This window comes from Micromonospora radicis (assembly GCF_003583405.1).
Lineage (GTDB): Bacteria > Actinomycetota > Actinomycetes > Mycobacteriales > Micromonosporaceae > Micromonospora > Micromonospora radicis.
This window is the reverse complement of sequence record NZ_QXEC01000005.1, coordinates 238,467-260,051: the sequence shown is the minus strand read 5'-3', so window position 1 is coordinate 260,051 and position 21,585 is coordinate 238,467. Positions and strand designations below refer to the sequence as shown.

Genomic DNA, 21,585 nt, shown 5'->3' with positions numbered 1-21,585 from the left:
GCCCGGGGCTGCCAGCCACGGCGCCAGCGCGGATCATCCAATGCTGTCTATCGATCACCGACCCGCCGCACCCGACTTCGAGACACAGACCTAGCTAGACCTTCGCTGCGCCCGCAGCCCCGCCCCGAGTTAGGACTTACTCGTCTAGAGGACCAGGTTGAGCAGTACGGTCAGCACGATCGAGGCGACGATCGAGAAGAGGATCATCAGGAGGCAGCCGACGCCGCCACCGGCGGGTCGGATCTCCGTGTCACCGATGCGCATGAGGTGATCACACCTGTCCGTTCACAGTTCGCGCAGGCGGGGCAGCAGCTGCTCCTGGGCCCAGTCGAGGAACATCGGCTGGCTGTCGCCGCCGATCTGGATCAGCGCGACGTGGGTGAACCCGGCGTCGACGAACTTGCGGAACGCCTCCACGTGCCGGTCCACGTCGGGTCCGCACGAGACCCCGGCCGCCACGTCCTCCTCACGGACGCTCTGGGTGGCCGCCGCGAAGGCGTCGGTGTCGGGCAGGTCGGTGTTGACCTTCCAGCCCAGGCCGAACCAGCGGAACTGGTCGTGGGCGATCTTGCGGCACTCCGCCTCGTCCGGGCCGTAGCAGATGGCCACCTGCCCGTAGCGGGGTCGTCCGGCCCCACCGGCCTGTTCGTACATCTCGACCAGGCGGGCCTCGGGGTCGGTGGCGATCATGGCGTCGGCGTACTCGGCGGCGAGGGTGGCGGACTGCCGTCCGGAGGCGGCCACCGCCATCGGCACCGGCGTGTCGGGCCGGTCCCACACGTACGCGTCGGGCACGTCGTAGTGGTTGCCGGAGAAGGTCAACGTCTCGCCGTTGAGCAGCGGTCGGATGATCTGCAGCGCCTCCTCGAACATCTCGTGCCGCTGCTGCACGTGCGGCCAGGCGCCGACCACGTGCTCGTTGAGGTTCTCCCCGGCGCCCAGCCCGAGGGTGAACCGACCGTCGGAGAGCACCCCGATGGTGGCGGCCTTCTGCGCCACCACCGCCGGGTGGTAGCGCCGGATCGGGCAGGTCACGAAGGACAACAGCTCCGTGCGGGAGGTGGCGTGGGCGACCGCGCCCAGCACCGACCAGGCGTACGGGGAGTGCCCCTGTGACTCCAGCCAGGGGTAGTAGTGGTCGGACATCACAAGATGGTCGAAACCGGCCGCTTCGGCCCGTACCGCATGATCGACGAGTTCCTTCGGGCCTGCCTGCTCGCACATCAGGGTGTAGCCGATGTTCACCATGGTGTCTCCTTCCGGGCCGGGCGAGAGGTTCCGGTTACCCCGGCTGTTCCGGTTACCCAGGTCCGGTTCGGTCAACCCTCGCCGATGCTTGACCGTCTCCGGTGCACCTGCCTACCGTTACCTGAACCGGTTCAGACCCCGGCGCGGTGCGCATCCTGTGGTGGGGATGTCCACCCCCGTGACGGCTCGGTCTCGCACGGGCCGTCACGGGCCGGGGTCGGCCGGCGGGCGCACTGAACCGGTTGCTTTACCCATGCCATCGGCCTACGCTGATGCCTGCCTTGCCGGGCCTCGCTCCCGCGGCTGTCGGGCTACAGCCGCCACCACCACCCGCCGCACCCCTCGGGCACGGGGTGCAACCTCCTGCGAGGAACGCCATGAGAAGATTTTTCGCGGGCGCGGCCGCCGTCCTGCTGGCCACCGTCGCCGCCGTGTTCGCCTTCGGCCCGCCGGCACAGGCCGCCACCGGCTTCACGGTCAGCGCCGGCAAGCTCTACGACGCCAACGGCAACGAGTTCATCATGCGTGGGGTCAACCACGCGCACACCTGGTACGCGAACCAGACCAGCTCCTTCGCCGACGTGAAGGCACTCGGCGCGAACACCGTCCGGGTCGTGCTGTCCAGCGGTGACCGGTGGACCCGCAACAGCGCGGCCGACGTCTCCAACGTGATCGGGCTGTGCAAGACCAACCGGCTGATCTGCGTACTGGAGGTGCACGACACCACCGGGTACGGCGAGCAGAGCGGCGCGATCACCCTGGACCGCGCCGTCGACTACTGGCTCAGCATCGCCAGCGCCCTCAACGGCCAGGAAGCCTACGTGATCGTCAACATCGGCAACGAGCCGTACGGCAACCAGAACTACTCGTCCTGGGCCACCGACACCGCCAACGCGATCCGCCGACTGCGCACCGGCGGCATCGCGCACACGATCATGGTGGACGCCCCGAACTGGGGTCAGGACTGGTCCTTCACCATGCGCGACAACGCGCCCACGGTGTTCAACGCCGACCCGGCCCGCAACACCGTCTTCTCGATCCACATGTACGGCGTCTTCGACACCGCCGCCGAGATCAGCGACTACCTCGGTCGCTTCCGCACCCGCGGACTGCCGATCGTGGTCGGCGAGTTCGGGCACTACCACTCCGACGGCGACCCCGACGAGGATGCCATCCTCGCGTACACCCGGGCCAACGGCATCGGCTGGCTGGGCTGGTCGTGGAGCGGCAACAGCGGTGGCGTGGAGTACCTCGACATGGCCACCAACTTCAACCCGAACCAGCTGACCAGTTGGGGCCAGCGGCTGTTCAACGGCGCCAACGGCATCCGGCAGACGGCCCGCGAGGCCAGCGTCTTCGGCGGTACCCCGCCCCCGACGACCCCGCCGCCCACCACGCCTCCGCCGACCACCCCGCCGCCCACCACGCCTCCGCCGACCACCCCGCCGCCGGGCGCCGGCTGCACGGCGACGTACTCGATCACCGGCCAGTGGCAGGGCGGCTTCCAGGGTGACGTGCGGGTGACGGCCGGGAGCAGCGCCATCACCGGGTGGACGGTGCGCTGGACCTTCGCCAACGGCCAGTCGGTGAGCCAGTCCTGGAACGCCACGGTGACCAGCAGCGGCTCGGCGGTGACCGCCCGCAACGTCGACTACAACGGTCGCCTCGGCGCCGGCGCCGGCACCACCTTCGGCTTCATCGGCGCCTGGACCACCACCAACCCCACCCCCATTCTCACCTGTACCGCCTCCTGACCGAGGGGCGCCCACCCCACCCCGCCTCGGGTGGGGTGGGCGCCGGTCACGCCCCGCCGAAACGGATGACCATGGCCAGGAATCGCATCCTTTGTGGACGTCGGCGGGGTGTTGTGTCGAATATTCGCCGGTTTCAGTCGAAAGCGGCACTTCGGATCATTCTGCCTGGTAGAACGGGTCGGTGGCCTCACACACGACACAACGCGCGCCCCGCCGATCCGCCAACGTTGCCGAGTGTGCCCTGTGGCTCGCCGCCGCCGCTGTCGCCTACTGGCTCGACGTCGACAGCATCGGCACCGGCACGGCCTTCCCGACGACCGTCCTGTCGGCACTGTGTCTGGCGCTGGGCGCCCGGATCTGGCTTGGACACGGGGGAGCCCTCATCACCCCGCAGGCCCTCTTCGGCTTCGCGTTCGGGGTGTACTTCGGAGCCGGCGGCTTCTACCAGGCGAGCCACCTGCACGACACCGTCATGGAACCCTGGCTGCGCGACGCCCTGTTCATCGGCTACACCGTCACCGCCGTCATCTTCTTCGGATTCTGGACGAACGAGCGACGGCCACTCAGGAGACGGCTCCTGCCAGATGCCACCGCTCGTGGTCTCGCCATGCTGGGGACGGCGATCGTCGTGGCCGCGATCGTCATCCGGGTCGGTCGCATCGGGGGGTACCAGGGGATGGCGCTGGCCTCGCTGGCCGGGTGGGGTGGGTTCTTCCTGGCGGCGATCGGGCTGATCCTCTGCGAACGGGCCCGGGTGTTGTCCTGGCGGACCCTCTTCATCGTGGTGATGTTCGCCGCCTACGTGCGGTTCGTGCACCCCGGCAGCGGCCGCTTGTCGCTGGTCACCCTGGCCTTCGTCATCGCAGCCATCTGTGCGCTGCGATGGCGAACCCCGCTCATCAAGATCGCGGTGGTGGCGTCCGCACTGCCGGTGATGTCGTGGCTCGCCGCGTACCGGCTCCGGCACGTGGAGACGATCAACTACGGGGGCTCGCAGGGCCGCGACGGCCTGGAGAGCGCCTTCCGGCCGGTCGCCGGGTTCGCCGAGTTGCTGCGGGCCCAGGCGGCCGGCTGGGTCGAGCCGGCCGGGCCGGGTGTCTTCGCAAGCTTCCCCGCCCTGTTCGTACCCGACAGCCTGTGGCCCGACAAACCGCAGGCCCTGGGGTACGCCATCGTGGAGGTGACCCTGCCGACGCACTTCGGGTCGGGCCACTCCGACGCCGCGTCGATCTTCGGCGAGTGGCTCTGGTCGTTCGGCCTTGTCGGCGTGGTGATGATGGTGCCGGTCGTGGCGTTGGCGGTCAACGCGCTGCACCGGCTCGCGGTCTGGGCGCTGGACCGCGAACTGGACGGTTGGCGGACCGTCGCGCTGTGCGTCGCCCTGGTGGTGTCAGCCGGCGCGCCCGAGTTGCTCTGGATGGGAACGCACAACGCGGCGGTACGGACCACGCTGCGGCTGCTGCCGCTGCTGCTGGTCGTGGCCGTCGTGACGTGGCGGTGGGCCGGCCGCGCCGCGGCGAACCTGAACGCCGGGCAGAACATGCCGTTGGTGAGCGGTTTCCCCACCTGGCCGGGGCGCGTGGGTGGGCCGCCCGAGCGTGGCCGGCCGGCGGCGCCGAGGCACCGCGCCGCTGCCGGGACCACCCGGTCCTACGGGCGCGCCACGACCGCCGCCGTACCGAGCAGGAGCTGAGCCCACCGTCCGCCGTCTGCCCGAGCCGCGGTCAGCCGGGGCCCGTCGGGTCGCACGGCCCGCCGTGGTCGGCCCGCCGGGCGCACCGGCGCCGATCGGGCAGGATCAGGTCGCAGAAGACCCAGTGGCGTACGTCCTGGTTGTCCTCCGCGGAGACGGTCACCCCGGCGACCTCCACCCCCGGTATCAGCGCCAGCGACCGGCTCAACGTGTACGCGAAACGCAGCGCCTTCGCCAGGTCTGCGATCGCCACCGGCAGGTGGACCACATGGCGGGTACTCACGGCATCCGCCGCCGCGCCTGGGCGCTCTGCCAGTCGCGCAGCGCCCGCTTGAGCCGGCTGTTCTCCTCGTCCAGCCGTACCACGTCGCGTTGCAGGGTGGCCAGTTCCACGGCCACCCGGTGCAAGAAGTGGCGTACCTCCGTGGGGTCCAGGCCGCGGCGGCCGAACCCGACCACGGCGAACTGCCGCTCGCGGACGTGGCGTGGATGCAGCCGTGGCGGCCTGCTGGGGTAGACGGTCCCTCGGTTCATCGGTCGGCTCCTTCGCCTGGAGGGGGCGGTCCCACCCGGAGGGGATTCCGGGCAGGACCGCCCCGCCCGGCGACCGCAGCCTCGATCGGCGGTACGGCCACCGGGCTGCCGGTGGAAATCGTGGTTCTTCCGGCCCGGCGGGGTTGGGAAACCGCCGGGCCGTGATAGGTATTCATCAAGTCGGTCGGAGCCGGAATGCGCGCATGACGCGGCTCCATGTTGAGACCCGACGAGAACCGGTATGCGTCTGCCACACGCGAGGCCGTCTCTCGTCACCTTCTCGGCTGTTGGCCCAGCCGCGGTCATCGTGCTTGCACCGGGCGTCCCCGGGGGCCGGTGATCACCTCACCCGCAGACCACATTCCCAGTGGTCTCGAACTGGAGCAATGGTTCCAGCGCGGGGATATGGACTTTCGAGAGGTGGATCATGCCGCACAAGCCGTTCATCCGGACGCTGCGGGCACAGTGGCTCGGGCAACAACTGCGTACGCACCGAGAGGAGCGCGGAATGACGCTGAAACTCGTCGCCGAGTATCTGCAGCGGGACATGTCGGCGCTGGGCCGCTACGAGCGTGCGGACTGGCCCATCCGCAAAGGCGACGTCGTCGCCCTGCTCGACCTCTACGGCTTGCACCACGCCGCCGAACGGGCTCGACTTCTCGCCCTTGCCGAAGAGGTGTGGCGCACCGATCGTTGGGACGAGGACTACGGCGATGTGATCGACTCGTCGTTCATCGAGTACCCCTGGTTGGAGAGCCGGGCCGAGAAGGTGTGCTCCTTTCACGCCACGCTCGTCCCCGGTCTGCTCCAGACTAGGGAGTATGCCGAGGCCGTGATCCGTAACGCGGCGGAACCGGGAACCAACGAGGCGACCATCGCCCGTTGGATCGAGTTGCGGATGTCCCGGCAGGAGGTGCTGACAAAGCCGTCTCCCATCAGGATCGCCACCGTCGTGGAAGAATCCGCCCTTCGCCGGCCCGTCGGTGGCGCGATGGTGCATCGGCGGCAGCTCGAACACCTCGGCGAACTGGCGCGAAGGCCAAACGTGGCTGTCCAGGTGATGCCCGCATCCGTCGGGCTGCACCAGGGGCTCGATGGCACCTTCTGGACATTCCACCTACCTCGACCATATCCGGCGGTGGCCTACGTGGAGTCGCTCGCGGGCCGGCTCTACCTCGAATCGCCGAAGGCCGAACGGTTCGTGAATGCGTACGATCGGTTGTCGAAGTCAGCGCTTGCCGAGCGTGCCTCGGCCGATCTGATCGCGAGCATCGCAGGGGAGTTGTGATGAGTGGTTCTCAGGCCGAGATTGCCTGGCACATCAGCACCAAGAGCGACAGCAACGGAGGAAGTTGTGTCGAGGCGGGGCCGGTGCTCGACGGCTCCCGGCGGGTGGCGGTGCGCGACAGCAAGGCGCGGGAGGCCGGGATGATCGTCTACGCGGCCGAGGAGTGGGCGGCGTTCGTCGCCGGCGTGAAGGGTGGCGAGTTCGGCACCGCCGCCTCCTGACCGGTCGGTGACCGGGCCGGGTGACGACATCGCCGGGTGTCGCCACCCGTACGAGCGCGGAGCGTCACGGCGCGCTTTCAGCGACCTCTCAGCACCAGTCGATACGGTGCGGCGGTCAGCGTCCGCTCCTAAGGGGAGTCCGGGCACCAGACGGGCAGGAGTACCGATGGTCTTCAAGAAGATGTTGAGTGCGTTCGGAGTGGGCGGTCCCAGTGTGGACACCGTCCTCGTCAACCCGAACACGCGCCCCGGGCAGGCCCTCGATGGCCAGGTCAACCTGATCGGCGGGGAGGCTCCGGCAGACATCGAGCAGATCGTCGTCGGGCTGGTCACCCGGGTCGAGATCGAGAGCGGCGGCGGCGAGCACGCCGGGGTGATGGAGTTCCACCGGCAGCCGGTCGCCGGTGCGTTCCAGCTCGCCCCGAAGCAGCAGCTGTCCATCCCGTTCCAGCTCGTGGTGCCGTGGGAGACCCCGATCACCGACGTGTACGGCCAGCGGCTGCGCGGCATGACGATGGGGCTGCGTACCGAGCTGGCCATCGCCCGCGCCGTCGACAAGGGTGATCTCGACCAGGTCAATGTGCACCCGCTGCCGGTGCACGAGCGGATCCTGGAGGCGTTCCTCCAGCTCGGCTTCCGGTTCAAGTCGGCCGACCTGGAGCGTGGCCGGATCCACGGCGTACAGCAGCTGTTGCCGTTCTACCAGGAGATCGAGTTCTTCGCGGCGCCGCAGTACGCGCAGACCATCAACGAGCTTGAGCTGACCTTCGTCACCAATCCGAACGGCGTGGACGTGGTGCTGGAGTGCGACAAGCGTGGTGGCTTCCTCAACCCGGGCCACGACGTCTTCGGGCGCTACCAGGTGCCGCACGGCGACGCCGAACGCTCCGACTGGATGCAGGTGGTCGACGGCTGGCTGGCCGAGACCATCGGACGGTACGGCACCATGCGGGCCCAGGCCTTCGGCCAGCCCGGGTACGGTGCCCCGCAGGGCTACCCGCAGCCGGGCTACGGTGCTCCGCACGGGTACCCGCCGCAGGCCGTCCCGCCGGGCTACCCGCCGCAGGGCGCGCCGCCGCAGGGTTACCCGCAGCAGGGCTACCCGGTTCCGCACGCCGCGCAGGGTTACCCGCAGCAGGGGTACGGCGCGCCGCAGCAGGGCTACGGCGCCCCCGGGTACGGCCCGCCGAACAAGTACGGTCACCCGCAGCAGCGCAGCGGCCCCGGCATGGGCGGGATCGTGGCGGGTGCGGCGTTGGGCGCGATGGGTGGCATGGTTGCCGGCCACATGATCGGTAACGCCTTCGACGGTGCCGAGGAGCAGGTTACGGAGGCTGCCGGTGACTTCGGTGGCGAGGACTTCGGTGGTGGCGACTTCGGCGGCTTCGAGGAGTTCTAGTCCGCCCGGCTATCCGTGACGGTGGCCCTCCGGGAAGTATCCCGGAGGGCCACCGTGCGTCGTGGATGGGTTTCACACCCCGTCGACGCCGTACGTCGTCTGAGGTCAGCGCCCCCGTCGACGCTCCTCGGCCGAACGCTTCGGGCTGCCGGCCTTGGCCAGACCACGGCTACCCAGGTAACCCAGGGTCAGCAGGGTGATGAAGAACCACGCCTGGCCGGGATTGTTCAGGTTCAGGCCGTTGGCGGTCGTACCCCGCCAGAAGGCGGCGATCACCACGGCGGCGACACCGGCCGCGTAGATCCAGAACTCCGTCGTCAGGAACGACTGCTTGGTCTCCGTACCCGGCGACGGCGCCGGCTCCCGGTGCCCGTCGTACATCGGCATCGGACGGGTGGGTGCCTCCTGCATGGCCTGACGGTTCTGCACGTCCTGCTGCGGACGGTTCATCGGCCTGGTGGATGCAGCCTGCGTGCTCATCTGTCCTCCTCAGGATGCGATGAGTACTGCGATCCCTCGCCCCGCTACCGCGTTTCGGCCACGGCACGGTTCGCGTACTGGCGGGGGCACCGGGGGTCTACCCGGCGGCTCGGGAGCAGTAACCCCGGACCCCGTGGCCAACCCCGGCCGGCGCGCACCTTCGGACCCGTACCGCTCCGCTCGGCCCGGATGTCCGGTCTGCGCCCCGCGCTGTCCGTCCCTGCTGCCAGGTATGCCCGATCCTCTCCGTGCCGTCGCGCCGCCCGATCCGGGTTCGAACGGCCACCGGTGGTGTCGAGGCCACTGGAACCCGGGTTTGTTCGGCCGGCCACCGGGCACGCTGTCAGACCGACGCTTCTGCGAGGTGATGGATCATGCGTGAAGACGACCTGCGGCAGGATGCCGCCCGCCGGGCCGAGCAGCGGATCGCCGGTGGTGTGTACGGCGAGGGGGCGGTGGACGAGGTGACGGTTCCGCCCACCGATGTGGAGAGTGCCATCCAGCGTTCCGACCCGGACGATCCGGCGAAGGTGCCGATCGACCCGAACGTGTTGCGTGACGGTGGCCCGACCCGTGGGCAGGGCGCGATCACCACCACCGGTGGTACGGCCGGGCCGGCAAGCGTGCGCCGGGTGGCCCGGCAGCCGGAACGTCACCGGGGCAAGGTGGCCCCGACCACGACGGGGGACGCCACCACCGGTGGTATGAGCACCCCCTCCGGCGGCTCCACCAGCGACCAGTCCACCCCCGCCACCCACCAGGGCAGCTTCGACTAACCCACCCACCCGAGTTGTCGATCATGAGGTTGGCGGCGCCATGGAGATCGACAACGCCGCCAACCTCATGATCAACAAGGTGGGGGTGGGGTGGGGGTGAGGGTGGTCAGGCGTTGGGTGGCGCGGGTCAGGGCTACGTAGAGGTCGCTGCGGCCACGGGGGGATTCGGCGACGATGCGGTCCGGGTCGACGACCACGACCGAGTCGAACTCCAGGCCCTTGGCCTCGGCGACGGTGAGCACCACCACCCGGTTCTCCAGGTCGGGCTGTTCGCCGACAGCGGCTTCGGGCAGTGCGGCGGTCACCGCCGCACCGAGATAGTCCACCCGGGCGGCCGGCACGATCACGCCCAGCCGGCCGTCGGTGAGCCCGGCCGCCTCGGTCGTGGCGACCTCGACCAACTCGGCCGCGAGGCGCGGCTCCGGCACGTCGCGGGAGACCGGTGGGAAGCCGCTGGAGCGTACGGCGCGGGGTGGCCGCAGCGCCGGGTCGATCTCGGCCAGCACGTCCGCGGCCACCGACATGATCTCGGTCGGGGTGCGGTAGCTGACGGTCAACTCGGTCAGCCGCCACCGGTCCGCCACGTACGGTTCCAGCGCGTGTGCCCAGGACGGGGTGCCGGCCAGAGCGCCGGTCTGCGCCACGTCGCCGACGATCGTCATGGACCGGCTCGGGCAGCGGCGCATCAGCAGTCGCCAGGCCATCGGTGACAGTTCCTGTGCCTCGTCGACGATGACGTGGCCGAACGCCCAGGACCGGTCGGCCGCGGCGCGTTGCGCGGTGGTCAGCCGGTCGGCCTCCTCCTGGCGTTCCAGCAGCCGGTCGGCGTCGAGCAGGTCGGTCACGCCGAGGATCTCACCGCCGTCGACCTCGTCCTCCACGTCGATCGACCGGGAACCCCGGGCGATCTCCAGCACGCCCTCGGCGTACTCCCGTTGCAGGGCGCGGATGCGTTCCCGGCGGGCGGTGGCGGCCCGGTCGTCCTCGCCGAGCAACTCCGCCGCCTCGTCCAGCAGCGGCACGTCGGCCGGGGTCCAGCCGCCGGGTGTACGGTGCAGCGCGGCCCGCTCGTCGGCGGTCAGCATCGGCGCGGCGGTGGCGATCCGGTCGGTCGAGGCGTACAGGTCGGCGAGCAGGCGTTGTGGGGTGAGTACCGGCCACAACTCGTCCAGGGTGGCCCGGACCTCGGGCTCCTCGCCCAGCTCCCGGCGGATCTCGGCGACGTCCGCCTCCTCCAGCAAGTTCTCGCCGCCCAGCGGGTCGGCGCCGATGCGCTCGGCGACCTGGTCGGCGAGCGCGTGGATGACCTCGATGTCGAACACCGCGCGGGCCAGGTTGTGCGGCCGACCGCTGCGCCGGGCCCGGTCCCGGGCGGCGTGTACGGTCGCCGGGTCGAGCAGCAGGATCTCCCGCTGCGGCAGCTCGATCTCCAGTGGTTCGTCGGGCACCCGCTGCCGGTCGCGTACCGCGTTGGTCAGCACCTCGACCATCACCGGCCGGCCCTTCACGGCGGCGGTGGTGGCGGGCTCCGTGCGTCGGGCGTTCACCCCGGGGAACAGGTCGGCCTGGGTACGCAGCAGCACACCCGTCTCGGCCAGCGCGGGCAGCACCTGGGAGATGTAGCGCAGGAAGGTGGCGTTCGGGCCGACCAGCAGCACGCCCCGGGAGGACAGTTCCCGGCGGTGCGTGTAGAGCAGGTACGCCGCCCGGTGCAACGCCACCGCGGTCTTGCCGGTGCCCGGCCCACCCTGCACCACCATCACGCCGGGCAGGTCGGCGCGGATGATCCGGTCCTGTTCGGCCTGGATGGTCTCCACGATGTCGCGCATCCGCCCGGTGCGGCCCGCGTTCAGCGCGGCCAGCAGCGATGCCTCGCCGGTCAGTTCCTCGTGGGCGGTGGGTGAGGCGCTGGCCAGGTCGAGCACCTCGTCGTTGACGGCGATCACCTTGCGCTGCCGGGTACGCAGGTGCCGGCGTCGCCGGATGCCCTGCGGGTTGGCGGCGGTGGCGAGGTAGAAGGCGCGGGCGGCGGGTGCCCGCCAGTCCATCAGCAGCGGCTCGTAGTCTCCGTCGGTGTCGAAGATTCCGATCCGGCCGATGTAGTGGCGTTCGCCTTCGTCGGTGTCCAGTCGGCCGAAACACAGGCCGTTCTCCACGGCCGAGAACTGCTCGACCTGTTCGCTGTACATCCGTACCGCGCTGTCGCGTTGGGAACGGGCCTGCAACGTGCCACCGGTCACCCGTAGTTCCTCGGTCAGCCGTCGAAACGCCTGCTCCCGGAGGTCGTCCAGGCGTTGGTAGAGCATCGAGACGTACTCCTGCTCGCGGCCGATCTCGTCGTCGGACGGCGAACCGCCGGAGTGCCTTGACAATCCGTCTCCCATTGAGCTAGTGTCTGAACTTAGAACGGCTTTCTGAGTCGTTCTTTTTTTGTGCCTGAACGGCCAAAGATAGCGTGCGCCGAGTCCCGGAACCAACCGAGTCCCGGGAACCGAACACCGCCATTCTCCGGGCCGGTGACCGTCAGCGACGTTCGGTGCAGACTTCGCCGGACCGGGCTACCACGTCGGTGGACCAGGCGACGGCGACCGTGAAGCAGTAGTCGAGGCTGCGGTTGAGCCCGTACACGACGAAGCTCTCGGTGCCGGCGGGCAGGTCGGCGAAGGGGCTCGGCGCCTGCCCGGCCCGCCCCCCAGAGATGACCACGGGCCCCTCGCTGCCGGCCGGGTACGTCCAGTTCAGCGTCACGCTGTCCCGGTTGTCGCGGAGACCGAGGTCGGTGGGCGGAGCGCCGGGGGAGGCCGGTGGCGCGTCCGGCGCCCCGGCCGTCGGGGTCGGCGCACCCGTCGGCGCGTCGCTGGCGACCGGCGTGGACGGGTTGCCGTCCCCGCCGACCCGGGACATCCCGGCGATGACCGCGGTGGCGCCGAGCAGCACCACGACCACCCCGGCGGCGATGATCGGCGCCATCCGGTTCGGTGGGCGCGACACCGGGGCCGTCCGGCTGACCGGCACCGGGAGCAGCCGCGACGGCGGCGCCGTCCGCTCCGGTACGTCGACCCGACGCAGCCGGTAGACCCCGGGGGCCGATGGCGTCGGCCCGGTCAGCCCGACCACGCTCGGCGGCACCGCCGTCGGCCGGTCGTGGTGCGGGTTCGGGTCGCTCGCCGCGGCTGGCGGATCGGCGTACGGATCGCCACCGGACACCTCGTCGGCGGAGGTCCACCAGTCCTCCGGCGGCCCGGCCGGGCCGTCCGCGGGTTGCCGGGGGTTCGGCACCGGCGACGCCGCAGCGGGCGCGTTCGACGGGTAGCCGTGGCTGGGGTGGTACCCCTCGGCCGGATGCTGTTCCTCGGCGGCATGCCGCGCCGGTTCGGCCTGTGTGGGCCAGCCGCCGGAGCGGCCGGGCTCCTCCGGCGGCCAGTTGGTGCCGGTGCCCGGGGCCGGAGGGTCGTCGTCGGGCCAGGTGGTCGCGGCGCCGGACGTCTGTGGGTCGTCGTCGGGCCAGGTCGTCGCGGCGCCAGGTGCCGGCGTGTCGTACGGGGGCCAGGCGGGAGAGCTGTCCCGGGGCCAGGAGGGTTCGGCGGTGGGTGGGCCCGCGTCGTCCGCCGGCCAGCCGGCGGGGGAGTCGATCTGGTCCTCGGGCCAGCCGGCGTCGGGGGCCGGTACGGCCTCGGGGGTGCGGGCGGCCGGTACGACCGGATCCTGCGGGCTCACCGGCGGCGTGTCGGCGCAGACGTGGTCCGGATTGGCCGCCGCCCGGGCCAGCGCCGCCACCTGCGCGGTCAGCGGGTCGTCCGGGGACAGGTGTTGGCGGCTCAGCTCGCGGGCCAGGGACAGGTTGTCCTGCGCGTCGCCGAACTGCCCGCAGTCACGCTGCATCGAGCCGAGTCGGGCCAGCATCTTGATGCCGCTCGGATGCCCGTCGCCGTAGACCTCCCGGTGCAGCTCCCAGGCGTCCTGGAGACGTTCGCGGGCCACCTGGCACTGGCCGCGGGCGTACTCCACGGTGGCCAGGTCGGCGTGCGCGGCGAGCACTCGCAACGACTCCGGCCCGTCCGAGGCGGTCAGCTCGATGATCACTTCTTGGTAGAGCCGGGCGGCCCGGGACCAGCTGCCGACCCGGTGCAGCACCGCCGCGAGGGTGGCGGCGGCAGCCACCGTACGCGGGTCGGAGCGGCCGTGCAGCCGGGTGGTGGCGGCGTACGCGAAGGCGGCCCAGCCCCGTGCCGAGTGCGGTTCGCCGAGCGCGACCAGTACCCGGGCGTGCAGGCTGGCCGCCTCGGCCAGCTCGGGTGTCGCGTTGACCGGACGGGGGTCGGCGCCGGTCAGCGCGTCGGCGAGCAGCCGTTGGGCGCCGGCGAGATCGCCGGCGGAGACCAGGTCGTGCGCCTGATCAGTCAGTTCACCGAAGCCGGAAGGCACGCCCCATCGTGCTCATCCGACGACGTTATGTACAAGACCCGCGCCGGAGTGGTTCCGTCAGGATCTGGTCAGGGCCGGCTCAGGTGATCGGTCAACGCCTCGCTGATCCGGCGCAACTGGTCCACCTGAGCTGGGCTGAGCGGGTCGAACAGGTGCCGTCGTACCCCCTCGACGTGGCCGGGCGCGGCGGCGGCCAGGGTGGCGAAGCCCTCGTCGGTGAGCAGCGCGAGTTGGCCGCGCCGGTCGGTGGGGCAGTCCTCGCGGCGGACCCAGCCGGCTGCTTCCAGCCGGGCCACGGCGTGCGAGAGCCGGCTGCGCGACGATCCGGTCGTGTCGGCCAGCTCGCTCATCCGCAGTCGCCGTTCGGGCGCCTCGGAGAGGCGGACCAGGATCTCGTAGTAGGCGTGCGGCATGCCTGCGTCGCGTTGCAGTTCCCGGTCGAGGGTGTCCATCAGGGCCCGGGAGGCGGCCAGGAAGGCCCGCCAGGTGTGCTGCTCGTCCGGATCCAGCCAGCGGGTCATGACCGCATCCTAACCCAAGTAGTTGAACGCTCAACAAAAACGAGCTAGCGTCGGCGGCATGGGAATCCACCGCCTCAACCACGCCGTGCTCTACGTCAGCGACCTCGACCGCAGCGTCGCGTTCTACCGCGACGTGCTGGGCTTCCGGCAGGTACCGATGACCCCGGAGGGCTTCCAGGGTGCCGCCTTCCTCCAGGCACCCGACTCCACCAACGACCACGACCTCGGCCTGTTCGCCCTCGGTGCGCACGCCGGCCGGTCGACCGCCGGCCGGGCCACCGTCGGCCTCTACCATCTGGCCTGGGAGGTCGACACCCTCGCCGAGCTGGCCGCCACCGCCCGCCGACTGACGCAGGCCGGAGCCCTGGTCGGCACCTCCGACCACGGCACCACCAAGAGCCTCTACGGGCAGGACCCGGACGGGTTGGAGTTCGAGGTGGTCTGGCTGGTCCCCGCCGACCGGCTCGACGACGCCGCGATCGCCGCCCGGACCCGCATCGGGCGGCTCGACCTACCCGCCGAGATCGCCCGCTACGGTGCCGACACCCGTGGCGGCATCGGCATCTCCATCCCGGTGGGGTAGAACGGGAGGGTGGTGGACGACGGGGTGGGGCAGCGGGCGTTCGAACGGCACCTGCGCGACTGGTTGCCGGGCGCGTTGGGTCGCGCCCGGCGGGCCACCGTCGCCATCGGTGCCGGCGACGGCGGCGACGGCGGCGGGCCGGCCGAGGCCGCGCTACGGGTCATCCGGGAGCACGCCGACCGCCTCGGCGGCTGCCGACTCACCGTGCTGGTGCTGTCCGAGGGAGCCGAGGACCTGCCGGCCCGGCTCGGTGCCGTCGAGGCGCAGTTGCCGCCGCAGGTGGCGGTGCACCTGATGCCCGGTACCCCCGGCCAGCTGCCGGTGGCGCTGCGGGCGGCCGGCGCCGCCGGTGCCCCGGTGCTGTCCTACCTGGCCGCCGAGGAGACGGTGGCCCCGGTGGCGCTCGCCGCCGCGGTGACCGGTCGGCCCGCCGAGGCGCTGCTGCACGCCGGGGCGGCCACGCCGCTGCGGCCGGCGCTGACCGACGCGGGTTTCCCACTGGTGACCGAGGTGGAGCTGGCCGACACCGGCCGGCGGATCGGGCTCGGCACCGGTTCGGACCGCAGCCTGGAGGCGTTCAAGGAGAACCTGTGGGCGCTCGGCGTCGCGCTGCGCGACCCGGACGGCCGACCGCTGCGGCCGGATCCGCAGGTCGACGTCGAACCGCTGGCCCGCGCCCTACTGGCCGAGCTGGCCGACGCCGGGCCGCGGACGGTCACCGAGCTGCGCCGGCACGCGGTCACCGGTACCGCCTACCGGGCGGTCGACGCGGTACGGGCGTTGACCGGGCTGCTCGACACCGGCCGGGTGTCTCGCACGCCGGAGCACGGCCGGCTGGCCGGCGACGTGCAGCTCACTGCCGCCCGGTCAACTGCTTGACCACCAGGGACACCCCGGTGGCGATCACCCCGATGCTGAACACCATCTGCACGATCACCAGCCCGCGAGCCAACTGCCCCTGGGCGTGCACGTCGCCGTAGCCGACGGTGGTGAGCGTGGTCAGCGCGAAGTAGAGCGCGTCGACCCGGGTCTCCAGGTCGACGAACTGCGCCGGGGCGGCCCGCGCCACGACGAAGTCGGCCAGGGCGAAGGCGAGCAGCCCGGCGACCAGGGCCACCGCCAGGTGCAGCAGCGACCGGGCCTCGCGCTCCGGTCCGGCGGCGAGCTGGCGCCGTACCTGTCCGGTCACCAGCCAGGCGACGGCGGCCACCATCGCCAGGGTGAGGCCGAGCCGGACACCGATCCGGACGGTGTTGGGGTCGGCTTCCACCGGGATGACGAAGTAGGTCACCACCAGCAGTCCGCACGCCATCCAGGCGTGGCGAAGCTGTCGCGCGTGGTCCGGTTTCTGGGTCATGTCGAGATTGTCCGGTCCGGTGCACCGCCCTTCCGTCGGATCTGTCGATTCCGGTCGGATCGGCGTGGCCGGTCAGATCGCTGGGGCCGGGCCGGATCGCTGGGGCCGGGCCGGGCCGGATCGGCGGAGGTCCGGACGTCGAGCGGGGCGCCGGAGAACTCCGGCGCCCCGCTCGACCTCGGAACACTCACGCCCGGGACTTGTCCTGCTTCCAGGACAGTGGGCCGGGCAGGTCGACCCGGTGCGCCTTGGCTCGCGAGTTCCAGGACCAGCGACCGAGCCTGATGCTCCAGGACGAGAAGCCGTTCTCGGTGAAGTTCAGGACGAGCGGCCCGTACTTCTTGCGCTTGCGGAACATCAGACCCATCGGGGGCCTCCCTTCGTCACGTCCCTGCGGGATCGAGGATGCCCGAATCGGTGGTTCGCCAAACTCTTTGAGATCCACAGTGGAGCCGTGCACGGAATATCCTATTTACCAGATGGGTTTTGCCCGTCGTGGGATCCTGGTTGAATCCTCGGAGAGAAGAGTGAGCGACGCTCGTCTCGCATTATGGGAGGGTGTTGACCGTCCACGTACCCGCGCATCGGAGAGGACTCCACATGCACCGCACCCCACACCCGGCCACCCCGTACCGCCGATCCGTGGCGCCCGGGCCGGTGCCGGCATGACCACCGCGCAGCACACCCACGCCGACCAACTCCGCCCGGTCGACCCCGACCTGTTCCGTACGCTGCTGGGCCGGCCGACCGGCGCCGCCTGCGTGGTCACCGCGGTGGCCCGGGGCAGTCGCCCGGCCTGCCTCGGCGACCTCGGCGCACCACTGCGGTCCGGCTTCACCGCGACGTCCCTCACCGCCGTGTCGCAGAATCCGCCGCTGGTCTCGTTCCAGCCCGACCCGATCTCGTCCGGCGCGCTGCTACTGGACCGGGCCGAGCACGTCGCCGTGCACCTGCTCGGCGCCGACCAGATCGAGGTCGCGGCGATCTTCGCGACGAACGGCGTGGACCCGTTCGTCGCGTACCCCCGCTGGGCGGCCGGACCGTTCGGCCTGCCGTTGCTGACCGGCGTGCTCGGCCGGCTGCTGTGCCGGGTGGTGCGTCGGGTGCCCGCGGGCGGCCAGCGGGTGATCGCCGAACCGCTGGCGCTCTCCGCCGGGGAGCCGCTGGCCCGCTACTCCGCGGCCGTCCCGGGATGACGCCGCCACCCGATGGTCGCCGCGACCGTCAGCGGGGTTCCCAGGCGTCGGGCATGGTGGTCAGCCGCCGGACGTGGGCCGGCAGCCGCCCACCGACCAGGTCCGCCAGGCTGACCTCGTCCACCACCCGGCGCAACGAGGCGCGCACCGCGACCCACAGCTCGGGGAGGTGCTGGGCCACCCCTTCGTAGCTGGTCTCCTCGGGACGCAGGCCCCGGATACCGGCCAGCGGCCCGTCCACCGCCCGCAGCACCGACCCGATGGTCACCTCCCGAGGCGGCCGGGCCAGGGCGTAGCCACCCTCCGCCCCGCGTTGCGCCCGGACGACCCCGGCCCGCCGCAGGTCGGCCAGGACCGCCTCAAGGAACTTGCGTGGCATGTCCTGCTCCACGGAGATGGTCTGAGTGGACAGCAGCGAGGGATACGCCGCCGCCAGGCTCAGCGCTGCCCGTACCGCATAGTCGCCACGCGCGGAGATCTGCACCCTGCCATCATGCCCGGTACGCGCCGGTGGTGGGGATGTCCACGGGCGGGCGGGGCCGGACGACCGGTGCCGGTACGCGGCGATCCCGGGCGGCCCGGAACGCACCGGGGCTGACCCCGATCTCGCGGGTGAAGAAGCGGCCGAAGTTCGTCGGCTCGGTGAACCCGAGCTGCCGACCGATCCGGGCGATCGGTTCGTCGGTGGCGGCCAACAGCCGGCCGGCCTGCAGGGCGACCCGTTCGTCGAGCACCTGCTTGGCGCTGCGGCCGGTCACCGCCAGACAGGCCCGGGTCAGGGTACGGACCGAGCAGTCCAGCCGGTCGGCGTAGTCCTCCACCCGTCGGGTGTGCTGGTAGCCGCGCTCGACCTCGCGGCAGAACCGCCGGAAGGTCGCCTCCTCCGGGCGTGCCGCCCGCGCCCCACCGCCGTCGGGCAACATGCTCAACCGCAGCAGCAGTACGGTCAGCTGGTGGCGCAGCAGGTTACGCCCGGTGCGGGTGTCCTGGTGCCGACCCGAGTCCACGGTCAACTGGCTCACCTCGTTGATCACCGCGTCCTCGTCCTCCCCGGCCAGTTGGGTCCAGGTCGGTACGTCGTCCGGGTCGACGTCGAGCCCGCGCAGCGCCTCTGGATGCCAGCGGACCACCGCGGCGTCCAGTTGTGGCAGGGCGCAGCGCAGCACCTGGCCGGAGCGGATCCGCAGCAACGTGCCGGGCCGGCAGGGCAGGGCGCGGAAGTCGATCTCGGCGTACCCGTGTCCACCCGTGGTGAGCACGATCAGCTCCCGGCTCAGCAGCACCGGCCGTCGCCACCCGGCGTCGGAGGACAGGTCACACAGAGTGATCGTGTCGATCTCCGTGGGGCCGGCGGGGGTGGCGGGCGGGGCCGTGGTGAGGTGACCGGAAGGGACCATCACCTGCGACGTTAGCCAACCAGGAGGGCCTGCGCATCTTCTCCGGCCTGCGCGTCCGCATATTGTTGCTGAGCGGCAATGATCGTGGTCGCCGCGTTCCGTGGTTGTCGTGGCCGGCGCCGACGGCTAGGTTACCGAGCGGTAGCGAGTCCGGTTGCCGCCCGGCGGCGTACGAGAGGATGGCATGACCGATCTGTTCTCGGTCCACGGGAAGAACGTCCTGGTCACCGGCGGATCGCGGGGAATCGGGCTGATGATCGCCCGCGGTTTCGTCGCCGCCGGCGCCAACGTGATCATCTCGTCTCGCAAGGCCGACGTCTGCGCATCCGTCGCCGAGGAACTCACCGTGCTGGGCAACTGCGCGGCGATCCCCGCCGACCTCGGTCACGACGACGGCGCCCGCGCCCTCGCCGCCGCCGTCCGGGACCGGGTCGACAAGCTCGACGTACTGGTCAACAACGCCGGCGCCACCTGGGGCGCACCGTTGGAGGACTACCCGGAGAGCGCGTTCGACAAGCTCTGGGCGGTCAACGTCAAGGCCGTCTTCCGGCTCACCATCGAACTGCTGCCCGCGCTGCGCGCCGCCGCCGGCCCCGACGACCCGGCCCGCGTGATCAACATCGGGTCGGTCGACGGCCTGCGGGTGCCGATGATCGAGGTGTACGCCTACTCGGCGACGAAGGCCGCGGTCCACATGCTGACCCGCACCCTGGCCCACCAGCTGGCCGGCGAACGGATCACCGTCAACGCGATCGCACCCGGTCCGTTCGAGTCCAAGATGATGGCGTTCGCGCTGGATGACCCGCACTCCCGGGCCGCCGTCGAGGCGCAGGTGCCGCTGGGCCGGATCGGTCGACCGGAGGACATGTCCGGCACCGCGATCTACCTGGCGTCACGGGCCGGCGCGTACCTCACCGGCGCGGTGATCCCGGTCGACGGGGGCCTCACCACCCACGGTTGAGCCACCCACGGCTGGGCCGCCTCCCGGCTGGGCCGCCTCCCGGCTGGGCGGGCGACGGCTGGGCGGGCGCTGGTGCGCGCGGCCGGCGGCGGGACGCGGTCCGCGTACCGGGCCGGACATGCCGGGGCCACGCGGACTCGGCAGATCCGCGCGGCCCCGTCTCCGACCTGGTCAGCGCCCGGCGAGCAGCCGGTTCACCGCCGTGTCGACGTCCAGGTGCTCGGCCTCCCGGCCGCGCGGGACGACGACGTAGGTACGCCGCAGGAACCGCACCAGCACACTGCGCGGCACCTCGAACAGGGCGTTGCCGTCGGGTGACGACAGCGCCAGCGCGACGAAGTCGCCGCGCGGGGTGGCCCACGGCCAGACCCGGACATCGCCGATACCGGCCGGCTCGTCGAGGCCGGTGACCAGCAGCTCGCGGGCGAACGACCAGCTCACCGCCTCGCCACCGGCCGATTCGGCGTGGAACAGGACATGGACCGCATACGGGTCAGCAGGGTCGTAGCGCAGACTGGCGCGCACCGGCAAGGCGGTGGCGTCAGGCGCGACTAGCCTTAGCGACGTCTCGACCTCAACGGTCGTCGGTCGGATGACACTCATGGACGTTCTCCCCCCGGCACCGCGTGCGGAACGCGCGTGTCCCGCTTTTCCCATACTCAGCCGCTACTCCTGGCTACGCTCCGCCATACGCTGACTTCACCCAGTGGTGGGAAGGGGGTCGGAACGTCCTCGTGAATGTGAAGATTCATGTAGGATTTCCGGTTCTGCCCAATGCGTAGATCCCGCCCGGGATCGGGTGGCCCAGTCGTCGACTTACTCCGGTAACGTCCAGTCGGCCGTTGCAGTGACGGGCCTGCGCCACACTTGGGGGAAATGGTCGCCGCAGATCCTCAGTGGATGCCGTGGCCAGCGCGGGCCCCGTCCGAGGTGTCGTGGTCCGCGCAACCGAACAGCGGGGGTACGGGTGCCGAAGAAGCAGGACGGCCGGCGTGGCCGGTCAGTGGTCGAACGCGGCCGTTCCGACAGCGAACGGGCCGTTCGCAACGGGCGCAGCTACGCCAACGGGCATGGTCCCGCCCGATGGGGTAACTCTCACGTGATGCAGGGTGAACCAATGCAACCGGAGCGGACCGAACCCGGCGAGGGAGGTGGTGTCGCCGTGTCCGAACGACGCGAACCACCCCGCTGGCGGCGGCGGATATCCACCACCCTGGCGCTGATCCGCGCCAACCCCACCGGTCGCCTCGCGCTGAAGGTCGTCATCGGGGTGCTGGGCGCCATCGTGGTCTCCGTCGGCATCGTCCTCATCCCGCTGCCCGGCCCCGGCTGGCTGATCGTGATCGCCGGTCTCGGCATCTGGGCCGTCGAGTTCCACTGGGCCAAGCGCCTACTCGGCTTCACCCGCCGCCACGTCCAGGGCTGGGCCGCCTGGGTGAAGGGGCAGTCACTCGGCGTGAGGTTCGTGATCGGCTCGGTCGGCATCGTCTTCGTCGGCGCCGTCGCCCTACTCTCGATCAGGTACAGCCTCGGCATCGACGTCATCGCCCAGGTGCTGCGCTACCTCGCCACGAACTGACCCCGGGTTCGCAGTCCGCCAGCACGATCGGGTAGAGTCATCCGCGCTGAGGGCGATTAGCTCAGCGGGAGAGCGCTTCGTTCACACCGAAGAGGTCACTGGTTCGATCCCAGTATCGCCCACGCAGCTCAGGCCACTTCCCGGCTTCGGGAGGTGGCCTTTCTGCTGCCCGT

Annotated in this window: 23 protein-coding genes and 1 tRNA gene; 12 read left to right on the top strand and 12 right to left on the bottom strand. The window is 71.1% G+C overall.

Annotated features, from left to right (window positions below):
* Positions 1-285: 285 nt before the first annotated feature.
* Positions 286-1,248, bottom strand: a complete 963-nt coding sequence (locus tag D2L64_RS08295) for a TIGR03557 family F420-dependent LLM class oxidoreductase (RefSeq protein ID WP_119574142.1) — start codon at positions 1,246-1,248, stop codon at positions 286-288.
* Between the two features lie 377 nt (positions 1,249-1,625).
* Here D2L64_RS08295 and D2L64_RS08290 point away from each other — a divergent pair, with 377 nt between their 5' ends.
* Together D2L64_RS08290 and D2L64_RS08285 are read left to right on the top strand one after the other, a co-directional pair.
* On the top strand, positions 1,626-3,002 hold the full coding sequence (locus D2L64_RS08290; RefSeq protein WP_119574116.1) for a cellulase family glycosylhydrolase: 1,377 nt from the start codon (positions 1,626-1,628) through the stop codon (positions 3,000-3,002).
* Positions 3,003-3,183: 181 nt separating this feature from the next.
* Positions 3,184-4,695, top strand: a complete 1,512-nt coding sequence (locus D2L64_RS08285; RefSeq protein WP_119574115.1) for a hypothetical protein — start codon at positions 3,184-3,186, stop codon at positions 4,693-4,695.
* A gap of 31 nt (positions 4,696-4,726) precedes the next feature.
* On the opposite strand, the gene D2L64_RS08280 is transcribed toward D2L64_RS08285, so the two are convergent.
* Together D2L64_RS08280 and D2L64_RS08275 are read right to left on the bottom strand one after the other, a co-directional pair.
* The gene (locus tag D2L64_RS08280) at positions 4,727-4,963 is read right to left on the bottom strand and encodes a hypothetical protein (protein WP_119574114.1); all 237 of its coding nucleotides are present in this window, start codon (positions 4,961-4,963) and stop codon (positions 4,727-4,729) included.
* A gap of 11 nt (positions 4,964-4,974) precedes the next feature.
* The gene (locus D2L64_RS08275; protein ID WP_119574113.1) at positions 4,975-5,229 is read right to left on the bottom strand and encodes a DivIVA domain-containing protein; all 255 of its coding nucleotides are present in this window, start codon (positions 5,227-5,229) and stop codon (positions 4,975-4,977) included.
* Between the two features lie 427 nt (positions 5,230-5,656).
* Here D2L64_RS08275 and D2L64_RS08270 point away from each other — a divergent pair, with 427 nt between their 5' ends.
* The 3 genes from D2L64_RS08270 to D2L64_RS08260 all read left to right on the top strand — a co-directional run bounded on the left by D2L64_RS08270 (position 5,657) and on the right by D2L64_RS08260 (position 8,137).
* Positions 5,657-6,517 carry a helix-turn-helix domain-containing protein gene (locus D2L64_RS08270; protein WP_119574112.1) on the top strand — a complete coding sequence of 287 codons (861 nt, stop codon included), beginning with the start codon at positions 5,657-5,659 and terminating at the stop codon, positions 6,515-6,517.
* Entirely contained in the window at positions 6,517-6,738 is a 222-nt protein-coding gene (locus D2L64_RS08265) for a DUF397 domain-containing protein (protein ID WP_119574111.1), read from the top strand. Before D2L64_RS08270 ends, D2L64_RS08265 begins: the two co-directional genes overlap by 1 nt.
* 166 nt (positions 6,739-6,904) lie before the next feature.
* Positions 6,905-8,137, top strand: a complete 1,233-nt coding sequence (locus tag D2L64_RS08260) for a sporulation protein (RefSeq protein ID WP_119574110.1) — start codon at positions 6,905-6,907, stop codon at positions 8,135-8,137.
* Between the two features lie 105 nt (positions 8,138-8,242).
* Here the strand turns inward: D2L64_RS08260 and D2L64_RS08255 are convergent, their stop codons facing one another.
* A complete protein-coding gene (locus D2L64_RS08255; RefSeq protein ID WP_119574109.1) occupies positions 8,243-8,617 on the bottom strand; it encodes a hypothetical protein in 375 nt (124 codons plus the stop codon).
* Positions 8,618-8,991: 374 nt separating this feature from the next.
* Here D2L64_RS08255 and D2L64_RS08250 point away from each other — a divergent pair, with 374 nt between their 5' ends.
* Positions 8,992-9,393, top strand: coding sequence for a hypothetical protein (locus tag D2L64_RS08250; protein WP_119574108.1), 402 nt, complete (start codon positions 8,992-8,994; stop codon positions 9,391-9,393).
* A 71-nt stretch (positions 9,394-9,464) separates the two neighbouring features.
* On the opposite strand, the gene D2L64_RS08245 is transcribed toward D2L64_RS08250, so the two are convergent.
* From D2L64_RS08245 to D2L64_RS08235, 3 genes are all read right to left on the bottom strand, one after another.
* Positions 9,465-11,777, bottom strand: a complete 2,313-nt coding sequence (locus D2L64_RS08245) for a HelD family protein (RefSeq protein WP_119574107.1) — start codon at positions 11,775-11,777, stop codon at positions 9,465-9,467.
* 139 nt (positions 11,778-11,916) lie between these two features.
* Positions 11,917-13,818, bottom strand: a complete 1,902-nt coding sequence (locus D2L64_RS08240; RefSeq protein ID WP_119574106.1) for a tetratricopeptide repeat protein — start codon at positions 13,816-13,818, stop codon at positions 11,917-11,919.
* 68 nt (positions 13,819-13,886) lie between these two features.
* Complete coding sequence (locus D2L64_RS08235; protein WP_119574105.1) at positions 13,887-14,339, bottom strand: MarR family winged helix-turn-helix transcriptional regulator; 453 nt, start codon at positions 14,337-14,339, stop codon at positions 13,887-13,889.
* A 58-nt stretch (positions 14,340-14,397) separates the two neighbouring features.
* On the opposite strand from D2L64_RS08235, the gene D2L64_RS08230 reads away from it, so the two are divergent.
* Both D2L64_RS08230 and D2L64_RS08225 read left to right on the top strand, forming a co-directional pair.
* Positions 14,398-14,922: a VOC family protein gene (locus D2L64_RS08230; protein WP_119574104.1), complete on the top strand. Its 525-nt coding sequence runs from the start codon at positions 14,398-14,400 to the stop codon at positions 14,920-14,922.
* 9 nt (positions 14,923-14,931) lie between these two features.
* Positions 14,932-15,801, top strand: coding sequence for a hypothetical protein (locus D2L64_RS08225; protein WP_119574103.1), 870 nt, complete (start codon positions 14,932-14,934; stop codon positions 15,799-15,801).
* Here D2L64_RS08225 and D2L64_RS08220 read toward each other — a convergent pair.
* The gene (locus tag D2L64_RS08220; RefSeq protein WP_119574102.1) at positions 15,776-16,279 is read right to left on the bottom strand and encodes a potassium channel family protein; all 504 of its coding nucleotides are present in this window, start codon (positions 16,277-16,279) and stop codon (positions 15,776-15,778) included. The two genes, D2L64_RS08225 and D2L64_RS08220, sit on opposite strands and share 26 nt — an antisense overlap.
* Positions 16,280-16,466: 187 nt before the next feature.
* On the bottom strand, positions 16,467-16,646 hold the full coding sequence (locus tag D2L64_RS08215) for a DUF4236 domain-containing protein (protein WP_119574101.1): 180 nt from the start codon (positions 16,644-16,646) through the stop codon (positions 16,467-16,469).
* A 298-nt stretch (positions 16,647-16,944) separates the two neighbouring features.
* Here D2L64_RS08215 and D2L64_RS08210 point away from each other — a divergent pair, with 298 nt between their 5' ends.
* Positions 16,945-17,475, top strand: coding sequence for a flavin reductase family protein (locus D2L64_RS08210; protein WP_119574100.1), 531 nt, complete (start codon positions 16,945-16,947; stop codon positions 17,473-17,475).
* A gap of 28 nt (positions 17,476-17,503) precedes the next feature.
* Here the strand turns inward: D2L64_RS08210 and D2L64_RS08205 are convergent, their stop codons facing one another.
* A complete protein-coding gene (locus D2L64_RS08205; RefSeq protein ID WP_119574099.1) occupies positions 17,504-17,959 on the bottom strand; it encodes an RrF2 family transcriptional regulator in 456 nt (151 codons plus the stop codon).
* A 7-nt stretch (positions 17,960-17,966) separates the two neighbouring features.
* Positions 17,967-18,872: a helix-turn-helix transcriptional regulator gene (locus D2L64_RS08200; RefSeq protein ID WP_119574098.1), complete on the bottom strand. Its 906-nt coding sequence runs from the start codon at positions 18,870-18,872 to the stop codon at positions 17,967-17,969.
* Between the two features lie 184 nt (positions 18,873-19,056).
* Between D2L64_RS08200 and D2L64_RS08195 the strand changes: the two genes are divergently transcribed.
* The gene (locus D2L64_RS08195) at positions 19,057-19,833 is read left to right on the top strand and encodes an SDR family oxidoreductase (RefSeq protein ID WP_119574097.1); all 777 of its coding nucleotides are present in this window, start codon (positions 19,057-19,059) and stop codon (positions 19,831-19,833) included.
* 171 nt (positions 19,834-20,004) lie between these two features.
* Here the strand turns inward: D2L64_RS08195 and D2L64_RS08190 are convergent, their stop codons facing one another.
* On the bottom strand, positions 20,005-20,436 hold the full coding sequence (locus D2L64_RS08190) for an SsgA family sporulation/cell division regulator (protein ID WP_007457244.1): 432 nt from the start codon (positions 20,434-20,436) through the stop codon (positions 20,005-20,007).
* A gap of 514 nt (positions 20,437-20,950) precedes the next feature.
* On the opposite strand from D2L64_RS08190, the gene D2L64_RS08185 reads away from it, so the two are divergent.
* Together D2L64_RS08185 and D2L64_RS08180 are read left to right on the top strand one after the other, a co-directional pair.
* Complete coding sequence (locus D2L64_RS08185) at positions 20,951-21,412, top strand: TIGR02611 family protein (RefSeq protein ID WP_233558842.1); 462 nt, start codon at positions 20,951-20,953, stop codon at positions 21,410-21,412.
* Positions 21,413-21,462: 50 nt separating this feature from the next.
* Positions 21,463-21,534: transfer RNA gene (locus D2L64_RS08180), tRNA-Val, on the top strand.
* Positions 21,535-21,585: the final 51 nt, after the last annotated feature.